Source organism: Actinomadura sp. 6N118 (assembly GCF_044326415.1).
Classification (GTDB): Bacteria; Actinomycetota; Actinomycetes; order Streptosporangiales; family Streptosporangiaceae; genus Spirillospora.
On record NZ_JBIRAZ010000032.1, the window covers coordinates 36,686 to 56,785 of the forward strand.

At 68.0% G+C, this 20,100-nt stretch carries 22 protein-coding genes; 12 read left to right on the forward strand and 10 right to left on the reverse strand.

Going from position 1 to position 20,100, the window contains the following annotated elements; genetic code table 11:
- Positions 1–125 precede the first annotated feature (125 nt).
- The 3 genes from ACH34W_RS49295 (at position 126) to ACH34W_RS49305 (ending at position 2,657) form a co-directional block, all read left to right on the forward strand.
- The gene (locus ACH34W_RS49295) at positions 126–791 is read left to right on the forward strand and encodes a DUF4097 family beta strand repeat-containing protein (RefSeq protein ID WP_395968204.1); all 666 of its coding nucleotides are present in this window, start codon (positions 126–128) and stop codon (positions 789–791) included.
- An 82-nt stretch (positions 792–873) separates the two neighbouring features.
- On the forward strand, positions 874–1,875 hold the full coding sequence (locus tag ACH34W_RS49300) for an ATP-binding cassette domain-containing protein (protein WP_395968205.1): 1,002 nt from the start codon (positions 874–876) through the stop codon (positions 1,873–1,875).
- The gene (locus tag ACH34W_RS49305) at positions 1,872–2,657 is read left to right on the forward strand and encodes an ABC transporter permease (RefSeq protein WP_395968206.1); all 786 of its coding nucleotides are present in this window, start codon (positions 1,872–1,874) and stop codon (positions 2,655–2,657) included. The genes ACH34W_RS49300 and ACH34W_RS49305 overlap by 4 nt, the downstream gene beginning before the upstream one ends.
- 392 nt (positions 2,658–3,049) lie before the next feature.
- Here ACH34W_RS49305 and ACH34W_RS49310 read toward each other — a convergent pair whose 3' ends face one another.
- Entirely contained in the window at positions 3,050–3,964 is a 915-nt protein-coding gene (locus tag ACH34W_RS49310; RefSeq protein WP_395968207.1) for an alpha/beta fold hydrolase, read from the reverse strand.
- Positions 3,965–4,043: 79 nt separating this feature from the next.
- On the opposite strand from ACH34W_RS49310, the gene ACH34W_RS49315 reads away from it, so the two are divergent.
- Positions 4,044–4,793, forward strand: coding sequence for a TetR/AcrR family transcriptional regulator (locus ACH34W_RS49315; protein ID WP_395968208.1), 750 nt, complete (start codon positions 4,044–4,046; stop codon positions 4,791–4,793).
- A 95-nt stretch (positions 4,794–4,888) separates the two neighbouring features.
- Entirely contained in the window at positions 4,889–5,155 is a 267-nt protein-coding gene (locus tag ACH34W_RS49320) for a hypothetical protein (protein ID WP_395968209.1), read from the forward strand.
- A gap of 124 nt (positions 5,156–5,279) precedes the next feature.
- On the opposite strand, the gene ACH34W_RS49325 is transcribed toward ACH34W_RS49320, so the two are convergent.
- On the reverse strand, positions 5,280–6,515 hold the full coding sequence (locus ACH34W_RS49325) for an epoxide hydrolase family protein (RefSeq protein ID WP_395968210.1): 1,236 nt from the start codon (positions 6,513–6,515) through the stop codon (positions 5,280–5,282).
- A gap of 371 nt (positions 6,516–6,886) precedes the next feature.
- Entirely contained in the window at positions 6,887–7,588 is a 702-nt protein-coding gene (locus ACH34W_RS49330) for a TetR/AcrR family transcriptional regulator (RefSeq protein WP_395968211.1), read from the reverse strand.
- A 105-nt stretch (positions 7,589–7,693) separates the two neighbouring features.
- On the opposite strand from ACH34W_RS49330, the gene ACH34W_RS49335 reads away from it, so the two are divergent.
- Together ACH34W_RS49335 and ACH34W_RS49340 are read left to right on the forward strand one after the other, a co-directional pair.
- Complete coding sequence (locus tag ACH34W_RS49335) at positions 7,694–7,846, forward strand: hypothetical protein (RefSeq protein ID WP_395968212.1); 153 nt, start codon at positions 7,694–7,696, stop codon at positions 7,844–7,846.
- Positions 7,840–8,676, forward strand: a complete 837-nt coding sequence (locus ACH34W_RS49340) for an MBL fold metallo-hydrolase (protein WP_395968213.1) — start codon at positions 7,840–7,842, stop codon at positions 8,674–8,676. The genes ACH34W_RS49335 and ACH34W_RS49340 overlap by 7 nt, the downstream gene beginning before the upstream one ends.
- Positions 8,677–8,954: 278 nt before the next feature.
- Here the strand turns inward: ACH34W_RS49340 and ACH34W_RS49345 are convergent, their stop codons facing one another.
- Positions 8,955–9,365 carry a hypothetical protein gene (locus ACH34W_RS49345; RefSeq protein WP_395968214.1) on the reverse strand — a complete coding sequence of 137 codons (411 nt, stop codon included), beginning with the start codon at positions 9,363–9,365 and terminating at the stop codon, positions 8,955–8,957.
- Between the two features lie 638 nt (positions 9,366–10,003).
- On the opposite strand from ACH34W_RS49345, the gene ACH34W_RS49350 reads away from it, so the two are divergent.
- Positions 10,004–11,320, forward strand: coding sequence for an aspartyl protease family protein (locus ACH34W_RS49350; RefSeq protein ID WP_395968215.1), 1,317 nt, complete (start codon positions 10,004–10,006; stop codon positions 11,318–11,320).
- A 917-nt stretch (positions 11,321–12,237) separates the two neighbouring features.
- Positions 12,238–13,383 (forward strand): endonuclease/exonuclease/phosphatase family protein, encoded by a 1,146-nt coding sequence (locus tag ACH34W_RS49355; protein ID WP_395968216.1) that lies wholly within the window; start codon positions 12,238–12,240, stop codon positions 13,381–13,383.
- A 205-nt stretch (positions 13,384–13,588) separates the two neighbouring features.
- Here the strand turns inward: ACH34W_RS49355 and iscB are convergent, their stop codons facing one another.
- On the reverse strand, positions 13,589–14,932 hold the full coding sequence (iscB, locus tag ACH34W_RS49360) for an RNA-guided endonuclease IscB (RefSeq protein WP_395968258.1): 1,344 nt from the start codon (positions 14,930–14,932) through the stop codon (positions 13,589–13,591).
- A 313-nt stretch (positions 14,933–15,245) separates the two neighbouring features.
- On the reverse strand, positions 15,246–15,563 hold the full coding sequence (locus ACH34W_RS49365) for a helix-turn-helix domain-containing protein (protein WP_395968217.1): 318 nt from the start codon (positions 15,561–15,563) through the stop codon (positions 15,246–15,248).
- Between the two features lie 52 nt (positions 15,564–15,615).
- Between ACH34W_RS49365 and map the strand changes: the two genes are divergently transcribed.
- Entirely contained in the window at positions 15,616–16,383 is a 768-nt protein-coding gene (gene map, locus ACH34W_RS49370; RefSeq protein WP_395968218.1) for a type I methionyl aminopeptidase, read from the forward strand.
- On the opposite strand, the gene ACH34W_RS49375 is transcribed toward map, so the two are convergent.
- The 3 genes from ACH34W_RS49375 to ACH34W_RS49385 all read right to left on the reverse strand — a co-directional run bounded on the left by ACH34W_RS49375 (position 16,346) and on the right by ACH34W_RS49385 (position 17,491).
- Positions 16,346–16,546, reverse strand: a complete 201-nt coding sequence (locus tag ACH34W_RS49375) for a DUF4186 family protein (protein ID WP_395968219.1) — start codon at positions 16,544–16,546, stop codon at positions 16,346–16,348. The genes map and ACH34W_RS49375 overlap by 38 nt on opposite strands.
- Positions 16,546–17,022, reverse strand: coding sequence for a DUF488 family protein (locus ACH34W_RS49380; protein WP_395968220.1), 477 nt, complete (start codon positions 17,020–17,022; stop codon positions 16,546–16,548). The genes ACH34W_RS49375 and ACH34W_RS49380 overlap by 1 nt, the downstream gene beginning before the upstream one ends.
- A gap of 73 nt (positions 17,023–17,095) precedes the next feature.
- Positions 17,096–17,491 (reverse strand): RidA family protein, encoded by a 396-nt coding sequence (locus ACH34W_RS49385; protein ID WP_395968259.1) that lies wholly within the window; start codon positions 17,489–17,491, stop codon positions 17,096–17,098.
- A gap of 298 nt (positions 17,492–17,789) precedes the next feature.
- Here ACH34W_RS49385 and ACH34W_RS49390 point away from each other — a divergent pair, with 298 nt between their 5' ends.
- Positions 17,790–18,389 carry an RNA polymerase sigma factor gene (locus ACH34W_RS49390; protein ID WP_395968221.1) on the forward strand — a complete coding sequence of 200 codons (600 nt, stop codon included), beginning with the start codon at positions 17,790–17,792 and terminating at the stop codon, positions 18,387–18,389.
- A 4-nt stretch (positions 18,390–18,393) separates the two neighbouring features.
- Positions 18,394–19,377 (forward strand): CU044_5270 family protein, encoded by a 984-nt coding sequence (locus tag ACH34W_RS49395; RefSeq protein ID WP_395968222.1) that lies wholly within the window; start codon positions 18,394–18,396, stop codon positions 19,375–19,377.
- Between the two features lie 87 nt (positions 19,378–19,464).
- Here the strand turns inward: ACH34W_RS49395 and ACH34W_RS49400 are convergent, their stop codons facing one another.
- Positions 19,465–19,986 (reverse strand): pyridoxamine 5'-phosphate oxidase family protein, encoded by a 522-nt coding sequence (locus ACH34W_RS49400; RefSeq protein WP_395968223.1) that lies wholly within the window; start codon positions 19,984–19,986, stop codon positions 19,465–19,467.
- Between the last annotated feature and the right edge of the window lie 114 nt (positions 19,987–20,100).

The following is a 20,100-nucleotide window of genomic DNA, read 5'->3' on the forward strand; positions in this document are numbered from 1 at the left end:
GATTGCTGTGCCTCTACCTGCACAAACACTGCTTTGAGGCAAAGATCTTGTTGTGGGAATCTGGAAAGCAACGTAGCTTTTGCGTTGTTCGAAACGACGAGCCGCAAGCGCAAAGGGAGAGCACGATGCAGAAGTTCAACACCCCCGCCCCGATCTCCGCCGTCCTCCACGTCCCCGCGGGGCGGGTGCAGTTCATCGCCGCCGACCGGGCCGACACCACGGTCGAGGTCCTGCCCGCCAACGCCTCCAAGGGCCGCGATGTGAAGGCGGCCGAGCAGACCACCGTCGAATACGCCGACGGCGTCCTGCGGATCGCGGCCCCGGCGGGGAAGAACCAGTACCTCGGCCCGTCAGGATCAATCGAGGTGACGGTCAAGCTGCCCGCCGGTTCCCGGGTCGAGGCCAAGGCGGCCAGCACCCAGTTGCGGGGCGTCGGACGCCTCGGCGACGTCGCCTTCGAAGGCGCGTACCACCAGATCAAGCTGGACGAGGCCGCGAGCGTCCGCCTCACCGCGACCGACGGCGACGTCGAGGTCGGCCGACTGGGCGGCCCCGCGGAGATCAGCACCCAAAGGGGCGACATCCGGATCGCCGAGGCCGTACGCGGCACGGTCACCCTGCGCACCCAGTCCGGAGACATCTCGGTCAGCGCCGCCGCAGGCGTCTCGGCTTCGCTGGACGCGGGCACTGGTTACGGCCGGATCAGCAACGGTCTGAAGAACGATGGCTCGGCCGACCTGGACATTCACGCCACCACCGCCTACGGCGACATCGCCGCGCGCAGCCTGTAACCCCGCAGCCTGAGCCGCAGCCTGTAACTCCGCGGCTTGTGACCCGCAACGTGTTTCGCAGTCTTTGTGAAGGAGCAGCATCATGACGAACCTGGCCATCGCGGTGAACGGGCTGCGCAAGTCCTACCGCGACAAGACCGGCGACAAGGTCGTTCTCGACGGCATCGACCTGGCCGTCCCGCAAGGCAGCGTCTTCTCCCTGCTTGGCCCGAACGGCGCCGGTAAGACCACCACCGTGCAGATCCTGTCCACCCTGCTCCCGGCAGACGGCGGCACCGTCCAGGTCGCGGGATATGACCTGAGCCGGCAGCCCGACGACGTGCGCGGCGCGATCGGCGTCACCGGCCAGTACTCGGCGGTCGACAAACTCCTCACCGGCCAGGAGAACCTGCTGCTGATGGCCGACCTGCACCACCTGCCCCGCCGCGACGGCAAACGCAAGGCCGCCGAACTGCTGGAACGCTTCGATTTGGTCGACGCCGCCAGCAAACCGGCCCAAACCTATTCGGGCGGCATGCAACGCCGCCTGGACCTGGCGATGACCCTGGTCGGCGACCCCTCCCTGATCTTCCTGGACGAACCCACCACCGGCCTGGACCCCCGCAGCCGCCGCGCCATGTGGAGCATCGTCCGCGACCTGGTGGCCGACGGCGTCACCATCTTCCTCACCACCCAATACCTGGAAGAAGCCGACCAGCTCGCCGACCACATCGCCCTGCTCGACCACGGAGCGCTGATCGCCCAAGGCACCGCCGACGAACTCAAACGGCTCATCCCCGGCGGCCACGTCTCGCTGCGGTTCACCGACGACGACACGCTCACCGGCGCACTCACCGCACTCGGCCAGGGCTTCATCGACCCCTCTGATGACGACCGGCTCACCCTGCAGATCCCCTCCGACGGCGGCGTCGCCGCACTACGCCACCTGCTCACCCGGCTGGACACCGCCGGGATCGAACCCGCCGACCTCACCATCCACACCCCCGACCTCGACGACGTCTTCCTCACCCTCACCGGCCACCAACCCAACCAGCCACAGCCCAACCAGCAGCAGGACCAGCAGCAGAAGGAGTCCCTGCGATGAGCACCCCGACCCTGGCCGCACGCGACTCAGCCACCATGATCCGGCGCCAGCTCAAACGCCTGATCCGCTACCCCTCCATGACCATCCAGCTGATCATCACACCCGTCATCCTGCTACTGGTATTCGTCTACGTCTTCGGCGGCACCCTCGGCAACGGCATCGCCGGCGCAGCCGGCGGCGGCCGTGACGCCTACGTCAACTACGTCGTCCCCGGCATCCTGCTCATGGCCGCCGCCACCGCCGCCACCGGCACCGCCGTCATGGTCGCCACCGACATGACCGAAGGCATCATCGCCCGCTTCAAAACCATGCGCATCGCCCGCGCCTCGGTCCTGACCGGCCACGTCGTCGCCAGCGTCATCCAGCAACTCCTCGGCATGACCGTCCTCATCGCCATCGCCACCGCCATCGGCTTCCGGCCCAACGCCACCCCCATCGAATGGCTGGCCACCACCGGAATGCTCACCCTGTTCGCCGTCGCCATCACCTGGCTCGCGGTCGCCCTCGGCCTGACCTCCCAAACCCCCGAAGCCGCCAGCAACGCACCCATGCCCCTGATCCTGCTGCCCTTCCTGGGCAGCGGCTTTGTCCCCACCGACTCCATGCCCACCGCCATCCGCTGGTTCGCCGAATACCAGCCCTTCACCCCCATCATGGAAACCATCCGCGGCCTCCTGCTCGGCACCCCGATCGGCAACAGCGCCACCACCGCCACCGCCTGGTGCGCTGGCATTGCCCTGGTCTCCTACCTGTGGGCCAAGAACACCTTCAACAAGGCCTGACCATGAACCGGCCATACAGGGCCGTCAGACCACCCGGGTCTGACGGCCCTGAAGCTTTCCGCACACACCCGCAATTGGACTCTCGTTAGTGCGCGCCGAAAGCAACGGATATCCCTGACCTGCACTGATGTGGAGAGCGGCGCGCCGTCATCCTCGCCCGCCGCCAACGCGGCGAATCCATCCGCACCATCGCCGCCAGCGTCAAAGTCTCCGTCTGCGTCGTCCACAAAACCGCGACCGAAGCGCAGCCAGAGGCCCAGCAGGACCGGTAGCCCCGCCGCTCGAGACCCGGTCGTCACCCCCGACCTGAGCTCCACCGGACGGTCGTTGCCTCTTGCAACGGAACCGGATCGCACGCCACGGCGGTTCGGTGAGGTCGGAGCGGGCGTTGGTCAGGCGGAGACTGAGCGTTGGTCCGCCAGCCGCCGGACCTCGGCGGCGATGTCGTCCCAGACCGCTTCGGGAAGATCGTGACCCATGCCGGGCAGCGTGACCAGCCGCGCGCCGGGGATGCGGGCCGCGATGCGCCGCCCGCTGCTCGGCTTGATCAACGGGTCGTCCTCGCCGTGCAGGACGAGCGTCGGAACAGTGATCGTGTCGATTGCCGGGCCGTGCCACTGAGCGCCGATCTGACTGCTCTGCGCTCCCTTGTCTCGTACACCCGAGTCGGCGAGGCGGGTGAGGAGGTCGCGGGTGGCGGCCTCGTCGAACGGTCGGCCGGGCGAGGCGAGGATGCGCGCGACCTGCACGCCGGCCTCGATGTCCCCCTGTGGGGTGTCGGGGTGTTTGACCCGCGCGAGCTTGGCAAGCGTCCCGAGCCGGACATGGCGCAGGGTGGCCAGGCCCGCCGCGTCCCCGGGGACGGCCGAGACCGACGTCAGCGTGCGGACCCGGTCCGCGTGGCGGATGGCCGTCGGCTGGGCGACGGCCCCGCCGAGTGACGCCCCGAACAGGTGGGCCGTGCACCAGCCGAGCGCGTCCATGACCGCGGTCCCGTCGTCGGTCATGTCCTCGGCGGTGTAGGTCGCGCCACGCCGGCGAAGCAGCGCGTCGATCGGGTTGCCCGCGGCTTGTCGCGGCAGGTGCGTCGACTCTCCGGCGTCGCGCTGGTCGTACCTGGCGACCGCGAACCCGCGCGCGGCGAGGGCGCGGCACAGGCCGTCCGGCCACCAGCGGCGGGAGACGCCGAGTCCGGTGACGAGGAGTAGCGGGTCCCCGTCCACGCCCTCGGTCAGCCTGTCGTAGGCCAGCTTGACGGGGCCGTTGTCGGCCCAGCGAGCCGGCGTCCAGAGTTCGGTCGCGTTCATGATCCCTCCAAAACTGCGATCAGTGTTCGCGGTTACTATGTTAGAGCACGGTACGCCCAAGGAGCCGACAAGGGGGCCAGTGGCTGACAAGACGAAGGCCGAACGGCCGGTGACCGTGTGGGAACGTCCCGAGCGGGGCGCACGTGGACCGGCGCCCGAGCGCAGCCGCGCCCAGATCACCAAAGCCGCGATCGAGCTGGCCGACCAGGAGGGGTTGAACGCGCTCTCCCTGCGTGCACTGGCCAAGCGCCTGGGCACCGGCCCGGCCTCGCTCTACCGGTACGTGTCGGGACGCGACGACCTGCTGGACCTCATGGCCGACGCGGTCGCCGGGGAGATCGACCTGGGCGTCCCACTGGACGGCGACCCGGTGACCGACCTGGCAAACCTGGCCGTCCGCGCCAAGGCCGTATACCTGCGGCATCCGTGGCTCGCCGAGCTGGCACCCGAGCCGCTCAGAGCCGGACCTAACGGACTCTCCTACCTGGACCGAGCCCTGGAGGCCTTGGAACCGTCAGGGCTCTCAGGCCAGGCGGCGGTGGAGACGGTCGCCATCATGTCGGCGCTGGTGACGCTGTTCGCACAGACCGAACTTCAGCGCCACCGTACCCCGACCGGACGCCAAGTCGCTCAGGCCGTCTACTTGACGGGCGCCGCCTCGAGCGGGCACTACCCGCGCCTCGCGACGGCCCTCGCGGGCGGCGCGCCCGAGGACCTGCTCGCCGACCCCGACGCGCTCTTCGTACGAGTCATCCGTCAAGTGCTCACCGGCCTCATCGACCGAACACCAGAGGAACCCGAACACCCCCATAGAAGCCACGCAACGTGACTGCGGGTGTGCCCGGACGACGTGCGGCGCGGGCGCGCGCGGCCGGGGGCCGGGCGGGTCGGTGAAGTCATCGCAGATCCCGCCACGAGCGGGTCGTGGCTCTCCACCGAGAACCCGGCGCGGGTGAGGAACTCCGCGCAGCCCGCGGCGCGCAGCACGACGTGGATCTGCTCGGCCGCCCAGTCCTGGGCCGACCACAGCGGGCACGCGTCCACCGCGTACCCGAACTCCGGTCGACACAGATGCAGCACACAGTCGCGGTCGTCGAGTCCGGCGGGCAGAAGGTCGACTACGGCCTGGGCCTGGCGAGGTTCACGATCCCGGGATGCGGCACCGCCTGGGACAACGGCGGCGCAGTCTGAGGCGCCGGGACCCCCGACGATGAACGAGGCCCTCTGGCGGGCGGTGCGGGCCGGTCGGCCGACGGGGGCGCTCTCGCCGGACAGCGTTCGCCTGGCGCGTTTCCGGACGGGTCCGCGGGGTCGTTCAGGGTCTGCGGCCGTGGAAGGTGCGGCGCAGGTCGTTCACCCAGGCGTCGGGGTTCTCCCAGGGGATGAAGTGGCCGCCGTGGTCATGGGCGTTGACGTTGACGTGGTTGAACCAAGCTGCCTGCGGGCCGGTCTTGAACGCCTGGACGCGCTCGTCGGCGGTGTCGATGCCGGGCGGGTTCTCGTACGTGACGAACGTGAGGCCGACCGAGGCCTGTACGACCGGGGTGCGGTCGTGGGCGGGGGTCCAGGGGTAGCGGTTGGCGTTGGCGTAGTAACGCATCGAGGTGGCGATGGAGTTGTTCACCCAGTAGATCGTGGCGTGGGTGAGCAGGTCGTCCTTGGTGAAGACGGATTCGATGTCGCCGCCGTTGTCGCTCCAGGCGTTCCAGCGCTCCAGCAGCCAGGCGAGCAGGCCGGCGGGTGAGTCGCTCAGCCCGTGGGCCAGGGTGGCGCCGTCGAGCATGTGCACGGCGAGGTGGGGCGCCCAGCGGTGGTCCAGCTCGATGATGCGGGCGCGGACGTCGGCGGGCTGGTCGTCGGTGAGGGGCCGGTTCCGGGCGAAGTCCCAGGCGCGGGGGCCGGTGAAGAAGTCCAGCGGCAGCCCGGAGCCGATGTGGATGCCGTACAGCTCGTCGGCGTACTTGTGGCCGAGCTGGCTGGAGACGATCCCGCCTATGTCGCAGCCCCCGGCGGCGTACTTGTCATATCCCAGGGTCTCGGTCATCAGGGTGTGCCAGAGGTCGGCGACCTTCCAGAAGTTGACGTCCGGAAAGCCGGTGAGCGGGCCGGGGAAACCGAAGCCGGGCAGGGACGGCACGATGACGTCGAACGCGTCAGCGGGGTCACCGCCGAACGCGGCCGGGTCGGCAAGCGGGTCGATCACCTTGGACCAGTGCCAGAACGTCCACGGCCAGCCGTGGGTGAGGATCAACGGGATCGGGCCAGGGCCGCGGCCAGGCTTGCGCATGAAGTGCACGGGGACACCGGCGACGCTCGCCTGGTAGTGCTCGTAGGCATTGATGGCGGCCTCGGCCTTGCGCCAGTCGTAACCGTCCCGCCAGTAGGCGACCAGCTCACGCAGATAGCTGTCCGGGACGCCGTACGACCAGTCCCCATTCCCCTCGTCCAGCGGCGGACGGGTCAACGTGAGACGGGCGCGCAGGTCATCGAGGACCTCGTCGGACACATGGATCGGGGTGGGCTCCAAGGGGAAGGCGTGCGGGGAAGTCATGGCGTGGTCCCTTCTGGCGAGGGGGAAGCGGTGTCGTCGGCCTGTTGAGCGGTTGGGCGGCGAGCCGGGCACGACCCCCTTGGCACCAGCACGGACGCTCAACGGCTCTGACGATAGAACGTTTCCACATCCGCCCTGGAGCGGCGTTGCATGCGTGGTCGCCTGGGAAACACGCGGCCGTCCTGTCATTTTCCGAGGCCTCCTGCACAGTCGCCCTGGGCTGATGCGCCCGTTTGCAACCGCCGCTGTTCCGTCTGGACTGGCCTTATGCCGCAGCCTCGCCTGAACAGCGAACTCCGCCGACGGGTGACAAGCGCCCCCGGCGATTCCGGTCTTCCGCGGTGACCGTGCTGGACGATGCGCTTGCTCCGTCAGCCGGTGCGTTGGTCGATGAGGACTTCCAGACCGTCGAGGAGGCGTTGGAGGCCGAACTCACGGCTTCTGTCCGGGGCCGGGTCCCCGGCGGATGCAATTGCGGCGCTCAGCGCGGGGAAGCGGTCGGCGGCCTGGTCGAGCAGGGTGCTGAGGGCGGGGCTGAGCTGCCGCTGCGTGGTCCAGGGCTGAGTGCCTGCCGAGGTGACTGATCGGGTGTTGCGAACGTGGCCGCTGAGCAGGAGGACCGCGTCCATCTGCTCGCTGCCGCTCAACCCGGTCTCGGCCAGGGCGGCAACCGCGATCTCGGTCCAGGCGACCTCTTTCGGGCCCATGACCCGTTCGCCAACGGTGGCGCCGGGCAGCCACGGGTGGCGGTCCCAGGTCACCCACAGCTGGTGGGCCCACTGTTCGAGCTTGCCACGCCAGCCGCCTGGGACCGCACTGAGATCGAACGGCTCGCCCACGGCTTCCTCGATCATGACGGCGATCAGCTCGGCCTTTCCGCTGACGTAGCGGTACAGCGCCATCTTGGTGAAGCCGAGTTCGCCGGCGACCCGCTGCATGGACAGCGCGGCGAGCCCTTCGGCATCGGCGATGCCCATCGCGGCCCCGGCGATCTCTTCGATGGTGAACCCAGGCTTGGGCCCTCGGTTCGGCGGTGGCCGCACCCCCCAAAGCAGCTCAACGGTGCTGTCCAAGCGTTCCTCCAGAAATGGCTTGCTGCCGACTCAATCTGTGTCTATCGTACACAGCGTCTAGCGGACACTGTTTATTGGACCGTCAACAGTGAGAACGGACCCACCATGCCTGACAACAACACCGAACCACAGCGCAAGGTCACAGCCGACGCCGTCGTGCCGATCGAGCTCGCCCCGCCCGAGCAGCAATCGTTCGAGCGGGGCGTCACGATGCATCGCTACGACATCCGGGATGCAAGGGAGGCGAGCTCGTGCTGAGGCAGGTCGCGGAGGGTGTGCTGGTCCACCAGAGCGAGTTGCTCCAGAACAACACGGTCGTCGTGGAGGGCGGGGCTGGCGTGTTGCTCGTCGACCCCGGGATAACAGGCGATGAAATGGCCTGCCTCGCGAACGACCTTCGCGAGTTGGGCCAGCCCGTTGCGGCAGGCTTCGCGACGCATCCTGATTGGGATCACGTGCTCTGGCACGCCGAGCTCGGCGAAGCGCCCCGTTACGGTACAGCCCGCTGTGCGGCTTATATGCGAGATCTGCGGTCGAAGGCGGACTGGAAGGCCCGCGTCGCCGAGGGGTTGCCGCCGGAAATCGCCGAGGAGACGCCGCTGGACCTGTTCGGCCTCATTACCGGTCTGCCTGCCGAAACTGCGCGGATTCCTTGGGATGGCCCTCACGTCCGGATTATTGAGCATCCGGCTCATGCCCCGGGCCATGCAGCGCTGCTGATCGAGGAACGCGGGGTTCTCGTCGCCGGCGACATGCTTTCTGATGTCCTGATTCCGATGCTCGACACCTGGAACGACACCAATGACCCGATTGAGGACTACCTCGTTGGGCTGCGGCTGCTCGAGGGCGTGGCGGGCGACGCTGATGTCCTCGTCCCCGGTCACGGGTCCTCCGGCGAAGCTGATCAGCTACGCGCACGAATCGACCTGGATCGGGCCTACGTGCATGCCTTGCGTGACGGCCATGCTCCCGATGACCCGCGGCTCGGCCCATCGGCCAAGCCCGGCTGGGAGTGGGTAAGCGACATACACGCAGGGCAAGCCCAGAGCCTCGCCCGGAGAAGCGAGCGCGACGGGACGCCCGGCTAGCGATCGGTGTGCGACACAGCCAGTACGCGCGGGTAGCCGGTTGAGACTTGCTCTCGGAGCATCTCCCGCATGGTTGGCGACCGTCGCAGGCGTAGCCACTCATGTCGTAGCGACGCTCCGGCTCCTCGGCCGCACCCAGCTCCCGCAGCCGCGCGATCTTGCGATCGGGCTTATGGAGGTGGCTCACCGGCGGCACTTGCCTCCTGCTTGGCCCGGTGGGTGAAAAGGGCGATGGAGGAGCGGGACCCCGCTCCTCCATCACGTCTGCGCGGCTCTCGCTACTTGAACTTAACGGTCCTGCTCCCCGTGGTTTTGCAGAGCGGCCCATAAGCAGCTTCGTACTTGCACGCCTTGACGTAGACCTTGATCGACTTCTTGGAGGTCTTGGCCTTGTAGGAGTAGCTGGCCCTGTCGCCCTTGCCGTCCCACGTACCCCAGTCGTTGTAGCCGATGGTGACTACGGCGTTGCGCCCGTCCGCCTTGTTGTCGTAGATCTTGCCCTTCACGTAGTGGCCGTCTTTGCAGTCCTTGGCGAAGATGCTGGCGGAGGCACCCGTGCCCCCGCCGATGTTCTTCACATACGTCCACTTGCAGCTGTAGGCCTCGGCGGCGGCAGGCACTGCCACCGCGCTGCCAGCGGCAATCGCGCCGACGAGAAGTGACCGCTGAACCAACCTATTGATGCGCATGGTGTCCCTTTCTGATGTGTTCCGGTCCGTGACCGCGACCGGTTGCGTGTCAGCGCTTCGGACCAACGCCGACCGCAGGTGGTCTGACCCCCGATTGACAGTGCGTGGTGGCCCTGATCAGGCAATCGGTAGGTCGCGGTCGCCGCGCCCGCCCGCCTCCCCGATCGGGTAGTCACAAGAGTGGCGGGGGGCGGTTGGAATCAAGTTGAGAAGTGGATGGGTGCAGGTCAGCTGCCCTGCCGGGGGTCGGAACCACACACGTCACAGGCGAGGGACCGGACGAGCCTGCCCGCAATGGGCACCTCGGGGACAACCCTGAGTTGTGACCGGCTCGGCTCGCCGCCGTACGAGCCTGGGGGACTGGACGCAAGGTCCATGACGAGATGTGGAGCGAGAACGAATGGTCACCGAGTCGTCCAGCACCTGCAGTGGCCGGGCTGTCGCGATCACCAGCGGCGCGGACCATCTCACTGCCGGCGTGCTTCATGATGTCGGGGATTGGGTGTATCGCGGGCGTATCGAAAAGCGCATACGCCACCGCAACAGTCCTCCGTCTTCAGTGGAGGCACGGACCACAGCGGTCTGTGCCGAGGCATGGTGACCCGGCTTCGGAAGGTGATCAGGAGAAGGAGAAGGCCGTGGCTGATGACGGTGAATGGGACCGGCGTTCGCTGTTGCGGGGCGCCGCCGTGGTGGCCGGTGCCGCCGCGACCACACCGCTGCTGGGCAAGGCGGCCACGGCACAAGCCGACAGCGGTGACGCGGACGCGTTGTTCAAGGCCGGGAAATTCGAACAGGCCGGCCGCGCGTACGAGGAGATCCTGAAAAAAGACCCGAGGAACGTGCACGCGGCCCGCCGGCGCGGCTATGTCGGGCTACTGGCCAACAAGTTCCCCGACGCCGAGAAATACCTCACGTTGGCCCTCACCCTGGCGCCCAAGGACAAGGAAACCAACGCGCTCCTGGGCGACTGCTACATCCGGCAAGACAAATTCTCCCTCTCCGTACCACGCTGGCAGGCAGCCGGCGAGGACGTCTACGCCAAATGGTTCGGGGCAGTCCACGGCAAGCCGTATCAGATCAACGGCGACATCGCGCGGCTGCAAATGAAGCAGATGGACCCGTCACCGCTGGTAGAGGCCTCGGTCAACGGCGGACCGCCGAAGCGGTTCACGTTCTACACCGGCGCCGGATGGCTGGGCATGTCCGCAGAAGTAGCTAAGGAAGCCGGGCTGAGCGCCGTCGCCAGTCAGAAGATCGATTACTTGGACGGCACCTCATGGATGTACTTCGGGGTGCTGGACTCCTTCAAGCTGGGCGGCATCGAACTGCGCAACATCCCCGTGGAGTGGTCGGAGACGGACACGAACGCGGCTGATCCCGGGGGGCCCAGCGACGGCATGATCGGCACGTGGGTCTTCTACCACTTGCTGACCACCTTCGACTACGCGGGCCGGTCGCTGATCCTGCGCCGCCCGACCCCCGAGGCGGCCAGGAAGGTGCGCGCCGACGCCACACGGGCGGGCGCCAAGCCCCTGCCGCTGTGGCTGGCCCGTCAGCACTACCTGTCCAGCAGGGGCAGCTTCGCCGGCTCCGACGCACGGGTGGTGGGCGTGAACGTCGGCGGAGTCGGCGAGATTGCCGCGGGCATGTCCGGGGAAACGGCCGAGCAGTTGGGAATCCGCACCGACTACGACCGCCCGATCGGGACGTTCGCCCACAGCCACCCAGCCGTCGCCTATCCCTGCTACCCGAAGGAGATCCGCCTCGGCGACGCCGTCGCCAAGGAGGTCTACTGCTACACGAACCCAAACAAGCCGACCAACGTGCCCTGGCCCTATGGGTCAGGGTTCGACGTGATGGGCTACTTCGCCCACTGCTTCTGGAAGCCCTACAACGTCACCCTCGACTTCACCGACATGAACCTCTACATAGCCCGCGGCAAGGCCACCTGATCACCGCGCCTGCATGGGTGTCATGGAAGCCACCTGGAGCTGCCGGCTCGTACGACCGCAGGGGTAAGGGCGAACCAGAAGCCCTTACCCGTCGCCCGGTGCCGCACAAGATGGTGTCCCGGGCACCGCAGCGCCACCAGCGCTGAAGCGCGGCCACCGCCAACCGACACGAAAGGAGCGGAAGGGATCCCCTGCGCGTGCCCTGTACGCCCGGCACGGCCCGGTACACCTGACACTCCCGGCACCACCGGCACAGCCGGTGCGCCTGAGACGCCTGGCACGGGCGGGCCAGCACAAGTTGGCGCTGACACCGCTCCGGGGCCGGTCGGCCTTCAGCATGCCAGACAGGGTTCGTCCTCGACGATCAACAAAACGCATGCTCTCGTACTACGAGCCCCGGCACATATCGTCGGCATATCGAAAACCACATACGTGCTGGCAACACCGCGCCGTCTTGACTGGCGGTATGGCTCGAACCCCACCTTCGGCACGAACACAGACCCGCCGGATTCGCTGGCTCCTTGTCGTCGGCCTGACAGTCGTCATGGCAACGATCGCCACAGCCCTCGGCGACCAGGCGCAGAATTCCTCATCCTCCTCGCCTACACCACCTTGAAGCCCTCCTACGCGGCATCGAATGCCGCGGCTGCCCGATGGGTGGCCACCGCCGCGACGTCTCCTCATATGTCGGGGGACGCGGTCGACATCGGGCACTCCAGTGCGACGGCGTGGCCGTCCGAGCATGGTGCCTAGCGCGGGCTGTGCCAGATCCGCAACGAACCCCTGGCACTACGAAACGAATCCTGGCACTACCAACTGCGCACCAATGCGATCGATCGTGGTTGCCCGCGCATGTATGCCGACCCCACCCAGAACCCGAGGATGCAGCAGTGACCGGCAGTGAGCGAGGACAGACGATGGCGCAGGTGGACACGGCGGAGACCGAACAGGACGACGCCGGCAGCCGGGATACCGGTGCCGGGACCCAGCGCGCGGACATCCGCCGGGCGATCCCCACCGGCTCCGCGGGCATCCGCAGGGCGATCCGCACCGGCTCGCTGGACATCCGCCGGGCGATTCGCATCGTCTCGCAGCCTGGGCCCTGGAAGCGCGGCCTGATCCTCGCGGCGCTGGCGCTGCTGCTGGGCCTGTTCATGCTGCTGCACGCGGAGATCCCGAATCAGATCGGGAATCTGGGCAGCCTCGTGGAGACCCTCCTGCCGTGGTTCGGCCTGTTCATCCCGGTGCTGCTGGCCGGGGCGCTGTGGCGCCGCTCCGCCTCCGCGGTGGCCGCGCTGCTGCTGCCGGTCATGGTGTGGCTTAACCTCTTCGGCGGGCTGCTCAGCGACAAGTCCCACCCGGGCAGCGACCTCACCCTGGCCAGCCACAACGTCGGCGCCGACAACCCCGACCCGGCCGGTACAGCCCGCGACCTGGCCGCCTCCGGGGCGGACGTGCTGGCACTGCAGGAACTGAGCCAGCAGGCCCGGGCCACGTACGAGAAGGAGCTGGCGAAGGCGTACCCGCACCACACGGTGCAAGGCACGGTCGGGCTGTGGAGCAAGCTGCCGCTGTCGGACACTCAGCCGGTCGACATCAAGATGGACGCCGGGCCGCTGGGCGACACCAAGCCGGTCGACATCAAGCTGGACTACAACCGGGCGCTGCGTACCACGGTGGCCACCGACAAGGGGCCGCTGGCGGTGTATGTGGCCCACCTGGGGTCCGTACGTGTGAATCCCAGGGCGGGCTTCGGGACAGCCCACCGTGACAGAAACGCGCAGGCGCTCGGCAAGGCCATCGCCGCCGAGCAGAACGAGCGGGTGGTACTGCTCGGCGATCTGAACGGCACCATGGACGACCGCGCGTTCGACGACATCACCTCGCAGATGCGCTCGGCCCAGGACGCGGCCGGGGACGGATTCGGCTTCAGCTGGCCGGCGACGTTCCCGATGGTGCGGATCGACCAGATCCTGGTCAGAGGCGTGGAGCCGGAAAGCTCGTGGGTGCTGCCGACCACCGGCAGCGACCACCGGCCGGTGGCAGCCGGAATCACCTGGTGAACACCGCGCCGGCACCGCCTCGCCACAGGGAGTTGGTGGGGCCGTTTCACGGGAAGGCGCCTCGCCGGGCCGTTTTTCATCGGCTTTCTCTGTGGAGACCCTGTCCCTTGGGGCGGGGAGGAAACGGAGGCCCCTGCGGGGCAGGCCAGGGCCGAGGATTCGCTGTCTGGGTGGATCCTGGTGTCGGGTGGTGGTCGGTCACGTTTCAAGGTTCCTTGCTGGTGCGGGTGGTGTAGGCGTATCCGTCGGCTCGTTGCAGGAGCCGGACGTGTCGGTGGTGGATGCCCTGGACGGTGCCGTGGCGGGTGGTGATGTTGAAGGAGCCGCTCTTGCGAACGGCGACCCGTCCGGTGTGGGTGCCGGCCTTGGTTCCGGTGGGCACGACCGCGCGCACGAGGTCGCCGGTCTGGAACCCGTGGAAGACCTTGGTGCGCGGCAGCGCCAGGCGTGGGAACCCGTGCTTGTCTGTCCGTGTCCGGCAGTGCGTGCCGCGCCCCGAGCATCCCGCCACCAGCACCCGATCCACCACTTGGGTGATGGTGTCGAGTTTGCCGACGGCGAGGGCGTCGAGGGTGTGGGTCTTGGGCAGTCCCTGCCGGGTGCGGTTCCACTTGGTGCGGCCGCCGGAGGCGGTGTGGGTCGGGAGGCGTTCGTCCAGTGCGCGCCACAGCGCCCACCGGGTCGTGTTGACCGCCGCTGCGTCCCGCAGCGGGGTCTTGGCTTGCGCCAGGATCCTGGCCAGGATCTTGGGTTTGGCGGCGAGGAACTCTTCGATGGGTCGGTTGGATTTGGCCTGGTTGCAGGGGACGCAGGCGAGCGTCAGGTTCGACACCCGGTCCGAGCCGCCCCGCGACCGGGGGTGGATGTGGTCGATGTTGAGCGGGGTGTCGGTAGCGGCGCAGTAGACGCAGACCCGGCCCCACTTGGCCAGCAGGTACTCGCGCACCTCGTAGCCGTGCAGGGTCCCGTGCTGGTACTCCATGCCCTCCAGCGGCCCTCCGGCGCTGAGGAGGTGGGTGTCGAACGCGACGCGTTCCACATGCACCGCCCGTACGGGGGCCCAGCGCGACAGCCGGTCCACCCACGACACGGCGGTGTCCACCCGATGCCGCAGGGACGGCGCCAGCCACCCCTGCGGCCGCTTCCGGTTGTTGAACCGGGGTGCGCGGTACCGCAGGTTCGCCGACCGCCGGCGCCTCCGGTAGCCGGCGCGCTGCTCCATTTTCTTGCCGATGGTGGCGCCGCGGTGGTCGAGTTGGATCGCATACCGGCCCCGCCGCTCACCGCCTTGGGCGGTGAACACCGCGATGCCGGTGTGCTGAGAGCCCGGATCGATCCCGGCCTCCACCCCGTCCACCTCCGAGTCGGCGGCCTCCCGGTCTTTGAGCCGGATGACCAACGGGGTGTGACGATGCACCACCGCCCGGCCCTTACGCAGCAACTCCCGCGCTCGGGCCGGGTGGCAGGGCTGCAACGGTGTCCCATGCTTGTCCAGCACGAACACCGACGGATGACCGACAGATGGTGATGGGTGCCGCTCACGCGGCATCTCCCCGGCCCTCACGGGCGCGGGGGTGACGCCACCGTCGCCAGGTGAAACGACGGTGGTCTCCTCTCGCACATGTCCCGCACCGGATACCGCCCGAGAGCGGTGTTCGGTCCCCGTTTCGTCCCTGTTCCCGGGGTTGTCTGCTGAACCGAATTCCAGAGCCATCTGCTGAGGAAGCACAGAGGGGTGGGTCTTCCGTCCTGCACGGAACGTAGCCAACCAAGTCACCTCCCAAATGCGTGTTGGCTTGTGCTGGTAACGGCAGGCCTCAGCCACCAGGGCTGAAAGCCCCGCCTTCAGGCGGGGGAACCCGTTACCCGGTGGCTATGCGTGCGCCGTCAGCCGGAGCGTTCGCGATGGCTTCGCCTGTGGCTTGCGCGGCCATTTCGGACAGGCTGACCTGGGCCAGCAGCGCGTCGAGTGACAGTTCCAGAACTCCGGCGACGGCGACGACCGTGAAGAAGGCCGGTGTGGGGATGCGGCCCCTCTCGATCTTGCGCAGCGTCTCTGGGGAGATTCCGGCCTGGAGCGCCACGTCGGTGATGCTGCGCGACCCCCTGGCCTCGCGCAGCAAGTCGCCCAGCCGTTCCCCGCGCAGGCGGTCGGCGATCGACAGCGGTTCTCGTACCATGAGCCCAATACTAATACCGGTATAGTTATTGGCCTCTAGAAGGAGGCAGCAGTTGATCGAGCTCAAGACCGCCGGCGAGATCGAGACGATGCGCGAGGCCGGCCGGGTCGTCGCGGCGGTGCACGCGCAGGTCCGTTCGCATGCGGCCGTCGGGGTGTCCCTGCACGAGCTCGACGAACTGGCCCGTCAGATCATGCACGAGGCCGGGGCCGGATCGTCCTTTCTCGGCTACCACCCGGCATTCGGCGCCACTCCCTACCCTGGCGTGATCTGCACGTCGGTGAACGAGGTCATGCTGCACGGCCTGCCCACCGGCTACCGGCTCCGTGACGGCGACCTGCTGAGCATCGACTGCGGAGCCCACATCGATGGCTGGCATGCCGACGCCGCTGTCAGCTTCTGCGTCGGCCAGGCGCGCCGGGGCGACGGCGAACTAATCGCGACGGCTGAGCGCATGCTGGCCGCCGGAATCAAGCAGGCCGTGCCGGGCGCGCGGCTGGGCGACATCGGCCAGGCCATGTCCCGCATCGGCCGCGCGGCTGATTACGGCATCCAGAACGACTTCGCCGGCCACGGTATCGGGCGAGCCATGCATGAGGACCCGTTCGTGCCCAACGAAGGCCGCCCCGGGCGCGGGTTGCGGCTCCGCCCCGGCCTGGTCATCGCCATCGAGCCCAGCCTGATGGCCGGAGGCGCGGACGCCTACCAGATGGCCGAGGACGGCTGGTCCCTGTGCAGCGGAGACGGCAGCCGAACGGTCCACGTCGAGCACTCGGTGGCAGTCACCGACGACGGCCCAGTGATCCTGACCCTCCCTTGAATTCGGCGGGGGCCAGCCTCCGCTCGATCAGCTCCTCGGCGTGTCTGCGTACGGTTGCGATGCCGCGCAGGTCGACCACCGCACGGTCCCGGCCACGTAGCCGGAACTTTGCGCGGAAGTAGTGCTGCCCGATCCGGTGCAGCGTGGCATCCAGCTCGTCCATCACAACGGGCGCAGGTGTTCGATCGTGACGTGGTGCTGCTCGGTCAACCGCTGGGCGATCAACGAGCGGTGGCAGGCCTCAGGGTCGCGCTCGACACAGAGCAGCGCTGCGGTCCCGCCAATCGACAGCGCCGACACGATCGGCGTGAGGTCGGCGCGGTCGAGGATCTCGGTGGTGTAGCGGCGGGTGTACTCGGCGGCGAGTTCGCGGCGCGAGCGCTTGCCGACCCCTTGGCGGTCATCCTCGGCGTATTGGAGCTGGCGTAGCTCCGTGGTCGGGGCGAGCTCGGGGTGGTGCTCGTAGGCGATCCGGGCATGGGCAAGGGCCGCCTGTAGCCGGAGTGAGTTCGCCCACGCGTACTCGGATCCGCGGACACCGCGGCGCTGGCGTACGTCGAGGAGCAGGCAGACGTCCGCGTGCCGCAGTCGTTCCAGGAACGACTCGCCGTCGAAGCCATAAACGCCGATTGTCACCATTTTGAGCACCGGAAATCACCCACCTACTACTCGTGCCGCCTCCGGCAGCCCTGCCGGAGGCGGCGAGGTCGCATTACGCGACGGCGGTCCCCTCAAGCTCGACCATCAGGTCGGGGATCGCCAGCCGTGTCACCCCGAGCATCGTGGTGGTCGGCGCCACCTGTGCGGCGCCCAACCGCGACGCCAGCACGCCGTAATGCGGGAAGAGCAGATCGACGTCTGTGGTGTAGACGTTGAGCCGGACGAGGTTCGCCAGGGACATCCCGGCCTCGCCGAGAACGGCCTCCAGGTTGTCGAGGCTCAACGCCAACTGCGCCGCCATGTCACCGGCATGCTGGGGCTTGCCTTCGCCGCTCATCGCGGTCTGCCCGGAGCAGTAGAGAGTCCGGGTGTGCCCGGAGACGACCTCACCCTGGTTGAATCCCATCTCCAGCGACCACGCCACCGGGTTGACCGCCGTTCGTTCCACTGCCACACCTGCTCCATTCGATTCATTGGGGGTACGTACGTCCATGGGCTCGGTAGCCACCATCGTTGACGTCGTGTTGATCAGCCTCCCAACGAATCACGACATCCTGTGTCGTGTATTTCCGGTCGAGTTTTCCTATGCGCGCCGACCGTTTGGTCTCGCTGGTGCTGGCGCCCGGAGAAACGTGAACCCTTAAGGCGCCCGGCGAAACGTGAACCCTCCGGCGAGTTCCTGGCAACAACCAGTGCTCACCCCCGGAACGAAGGGAAACCATGACGCACTGGCACAGGGGTTCGCCGTGACGGCGGCCGCGACCGATCCGCGCGAGGCAGGGGCACTCGATGACGCAGGGTTGATCCGGCGGTCGCTGACCGAGCCGGAGTGGTTCTCCGGGCTCTTCGACCGCCACGGACGCCGGATCTACGATTACGCGGCACGCCGTCTGGGTGCCGATGCCGCCGAGGACATCGTCGGCGAGACGTTCTTCGTAGCGTTCCGCCGCCGCGCCGCCTACAACCTCGCGGAGCCGCTGGCCCGGCCCTGGCTGTACGGGATCGCCACGAACCTCATCGCCAAGCACCGGCGCACCGAGGAGCGGCACTACCGCACGTTGCTGCGCACCGGCGTCGACCCGGCCCAGGAGCCGATCGCCGAGGCAGCCGTTCGGCGGGTCGCCGCCCAGGCCCAGGACCGGCGGCTCGCGGGCGCACTCGCACGCCTGCACCGGCGTGACCGCGACGTGCTGCTGCTCATCGCCTGGGCCGATCTGACCTACGAGGAGACCGCGGCCGCGCTCAACATCCCGGTGGGGACCGTGCGCTCGCGTCTCAACCGGGCCCGCCGCACGGTCCGCGCGGCCTTCGGTGACACCGATCCGACCACAGAACAGGAGTCGTGACTCGATGGACGAGCTGAAGATGGTCAAGGAACTGCGCCGCGCCACCCCGGCGATGCCCGACGCGGTCGAGGACTTGGTGCGGGGCCGCCTGCGAACGCTGGCTACCGAGACGAACGCACCCGAGCCGCGGCCGAACGTTCCACGACGGCGCCGGACGGTGCTGCGTCTGGGACTGGCCGGGGCGCTCGCCGCGGCCATGGCCGGCGGGATCACCGTGGCGCAGACCGTGGGCGGTACGCCCTCCGCCGTGCCGATCGCGAACGCGTCCGAACTGGGTGACCGCGCCGCGACCGCCGTCGAGAACCAGCCCTACACGCCGCCACGTCCGAAGCAGTGGATCTACACCAGGTCCGTGACGGCGACTGGTTTCGACATGAACCGACCGTGGAAGGGCGTAGATCTCAAGGGCCGGGAGAGTGCCGAGGGATGGGTGCGGGCCGATGGCAAGGCCACCGCCGAGATGGTCGACGGCAAGCTTCAGGTGGACCACGACATCACGCCCGAGAACGACAAGGAGAAGACGCCCTCCTTCCACCTGGGCAACTACTCCAAGCTGCCGACGGAACCCAACGCGCTCCTGCGCACGCTCTACGCCGATCCTTACGTCGGGGGCCCCGGCGGACAGGGCCACCAATCGGTCTTCGAGACGATGAGCTGGATCCTGGAAGACCCGCTGCCCCCCAAGCTGCGAGCCGCGATCTACCGTGCGCTTCCCAAGGTGAGCGGTGTGGAACTGCGCCGTGACGTGGTCGATGCAGCCGGCCGCAAGGGTGCCGCGTTCTCCCGGACCGACGAGAGGGGAGATCGCAAGAGCATCGTGCTCGACCCGGCCACGTTCCGCTATCTCGGCACCCGGTACGAGGTCGCCCGCGAGCACACCGACAAGGCACCGAACGGCGCCACGGTCACCTACAAGGTGGGAACGATCCTCGGCTGGTACGCCTCCATCGACCAGAAGATCGTCGGCAGTCCCGGCCAACGTTCCTGACGGGCGGCTGACGGCGGGTTCTGGCTCAGAGACCGGACAGGGTACGAAACATTCGCCGAGCTGGGGGGCCACGTGCGGTCGGAGCGTCTAGAAGCGCCAGCGGGTGGCGCTGAACCCCTTCTCCTTACCGAATGCGAACACCTGCGCCGGCTCAATCGCGTAGACGTGCCGAGGATCGCTGAGGGCGGTGTCGGACGGGTCGTAGAACTCGCCGTCTCTGACGAACGGATGCCACCACGGATACTTGGCCGGAAACAGGTCCGCAATTTGTCGCAGTCGGGCTGCGTCCCGAACGTGATGAGCGGCGCCTTCGAAAACCAAGTCGACATCAGGACCGGGCACCGTGATCGCGCAGGCGTTGTTCCGCGCGAGGTTGCGGGCCTTGCGGGTCTGCCGGTTGGTGACGAAACAGACCGTTCCTTCGAGCCATACACCCAGCACCGGCACCACGTGCGGCCGCTCGTCCGGGGAGGTGGTGGCGAGCAGGTAGTCGCCCGCTTCGGCCACCCGCGTCCGTACGTCCGCCCAGGTGAGTGCTGTCAGGGGTGCGCCGCGAGGACTGGACAGTTGCTCGGGAGTCGGCTCCAGCTCTTCAAAATACGTCGTCATGACAATGACGCTAGGCGAGTCAGTGCATTATGAAAAGCGATGGTTTCCGATTAAGTCAATCGCCATAGACGATGTTATGACTCATGGTTCCGCATCGGACGCGTCATCACCGCC

Coding starts and splice junctions, on each gene's coding strand:
- ACH34W_RS49355 (WP_395968216.1), top strand. CDS start 12,238: ATGGCGCAGGTGGACACGGCGGAGACCGAACAGGACGACGCCGGCAGC.
- ACH34W_RS49335 (WP_395968212.1), top strand. CDS start 7,694: ATGCCTGACAACAACACCGAACCACAGCGCAAGGTCACAGCCGACGCC.
- ACH34W_RS49305 (WP_395968206.1), top strand. CDS start 1,872: ATGAGCACCCCGACCCTGGCCGCACGCGACTCAGCCACCATGATCCGG.
- ACH34W_RS49395 (WP_395968222.1), top strand. CDS start 18,394: ATGGACGAGCTGAAGATGGTCAAGGAACTGCGCCGCGCCACCCCGGCG.
- ACH34W_RS49310 (WP_395968207.1), bottom strand. CDS start 3,964: ATGAACGCGACCGAACTCTGGACGCCGGCTCGCTGGGCCGACAACGGC.
- ACH34W_RS49365 (WP_395968217.1), bottom strand. CDS start 15,563: ATGGTACGAGAACCGCTGTCGATCGCCGACCGCCTGCGCGGGGAACGG.
- ACH34W_RS49295 (WP_395968204.1), top strand. CDS start 126: ATGCAGAAGTTCAACACCCCCGCCCCGATCTCCGCCGTCCTCCACGTC.
- ACH34W_RS49375 (WP_395968219.1), bottom strand. CDS start 16,546: ATGGACGAGCTGGATGCCACGCTGCACCGGATCGGGCAGCACTACTTC.
- ACH34W_RS49400 (WP_395968223.1), bottom strand. CDS start 19,986: ATGACGACGTATTTTGAAGAGCTGGAGCCGACTCCCGAGCAACTGTCC.
- iscB (WP_395968258.1), bottom strand. CDS start 14,932: ATGCCGCGTGAGCGGCACCCATCACCATCTGTCGGTCATCCGTCGGTG.
- ACH34W_RS49380 (WP_395968220.1), bottom strand. CDS start 17,022: ATGGTGACAATCGGCGTTTATGGCTTCGACGGCGAGTCGTTCCTGGAA.
- ACH34W_RS49300 (WP_395968205.1), top strand. CDS start 874: ATGACGAACCTGGCCATCGCGGTGAACGGGCTGCGCAAGTCCTACCGC.
- ACH34W_RS49325 (WP_395968210.1), bottom strand. CDS start 6,515: ATGACTTCCCCGCACGCCTTCCCCTTGGAGCCCACCCCGATCCATGTG.
- ACH34W_RS49345 (WP_395968214.1), bottom strand. CDS start 9,365: ATGCGCATCAATAGGTTGGTTCAGCGGTCACTTCTCGTCGGCGCGATT.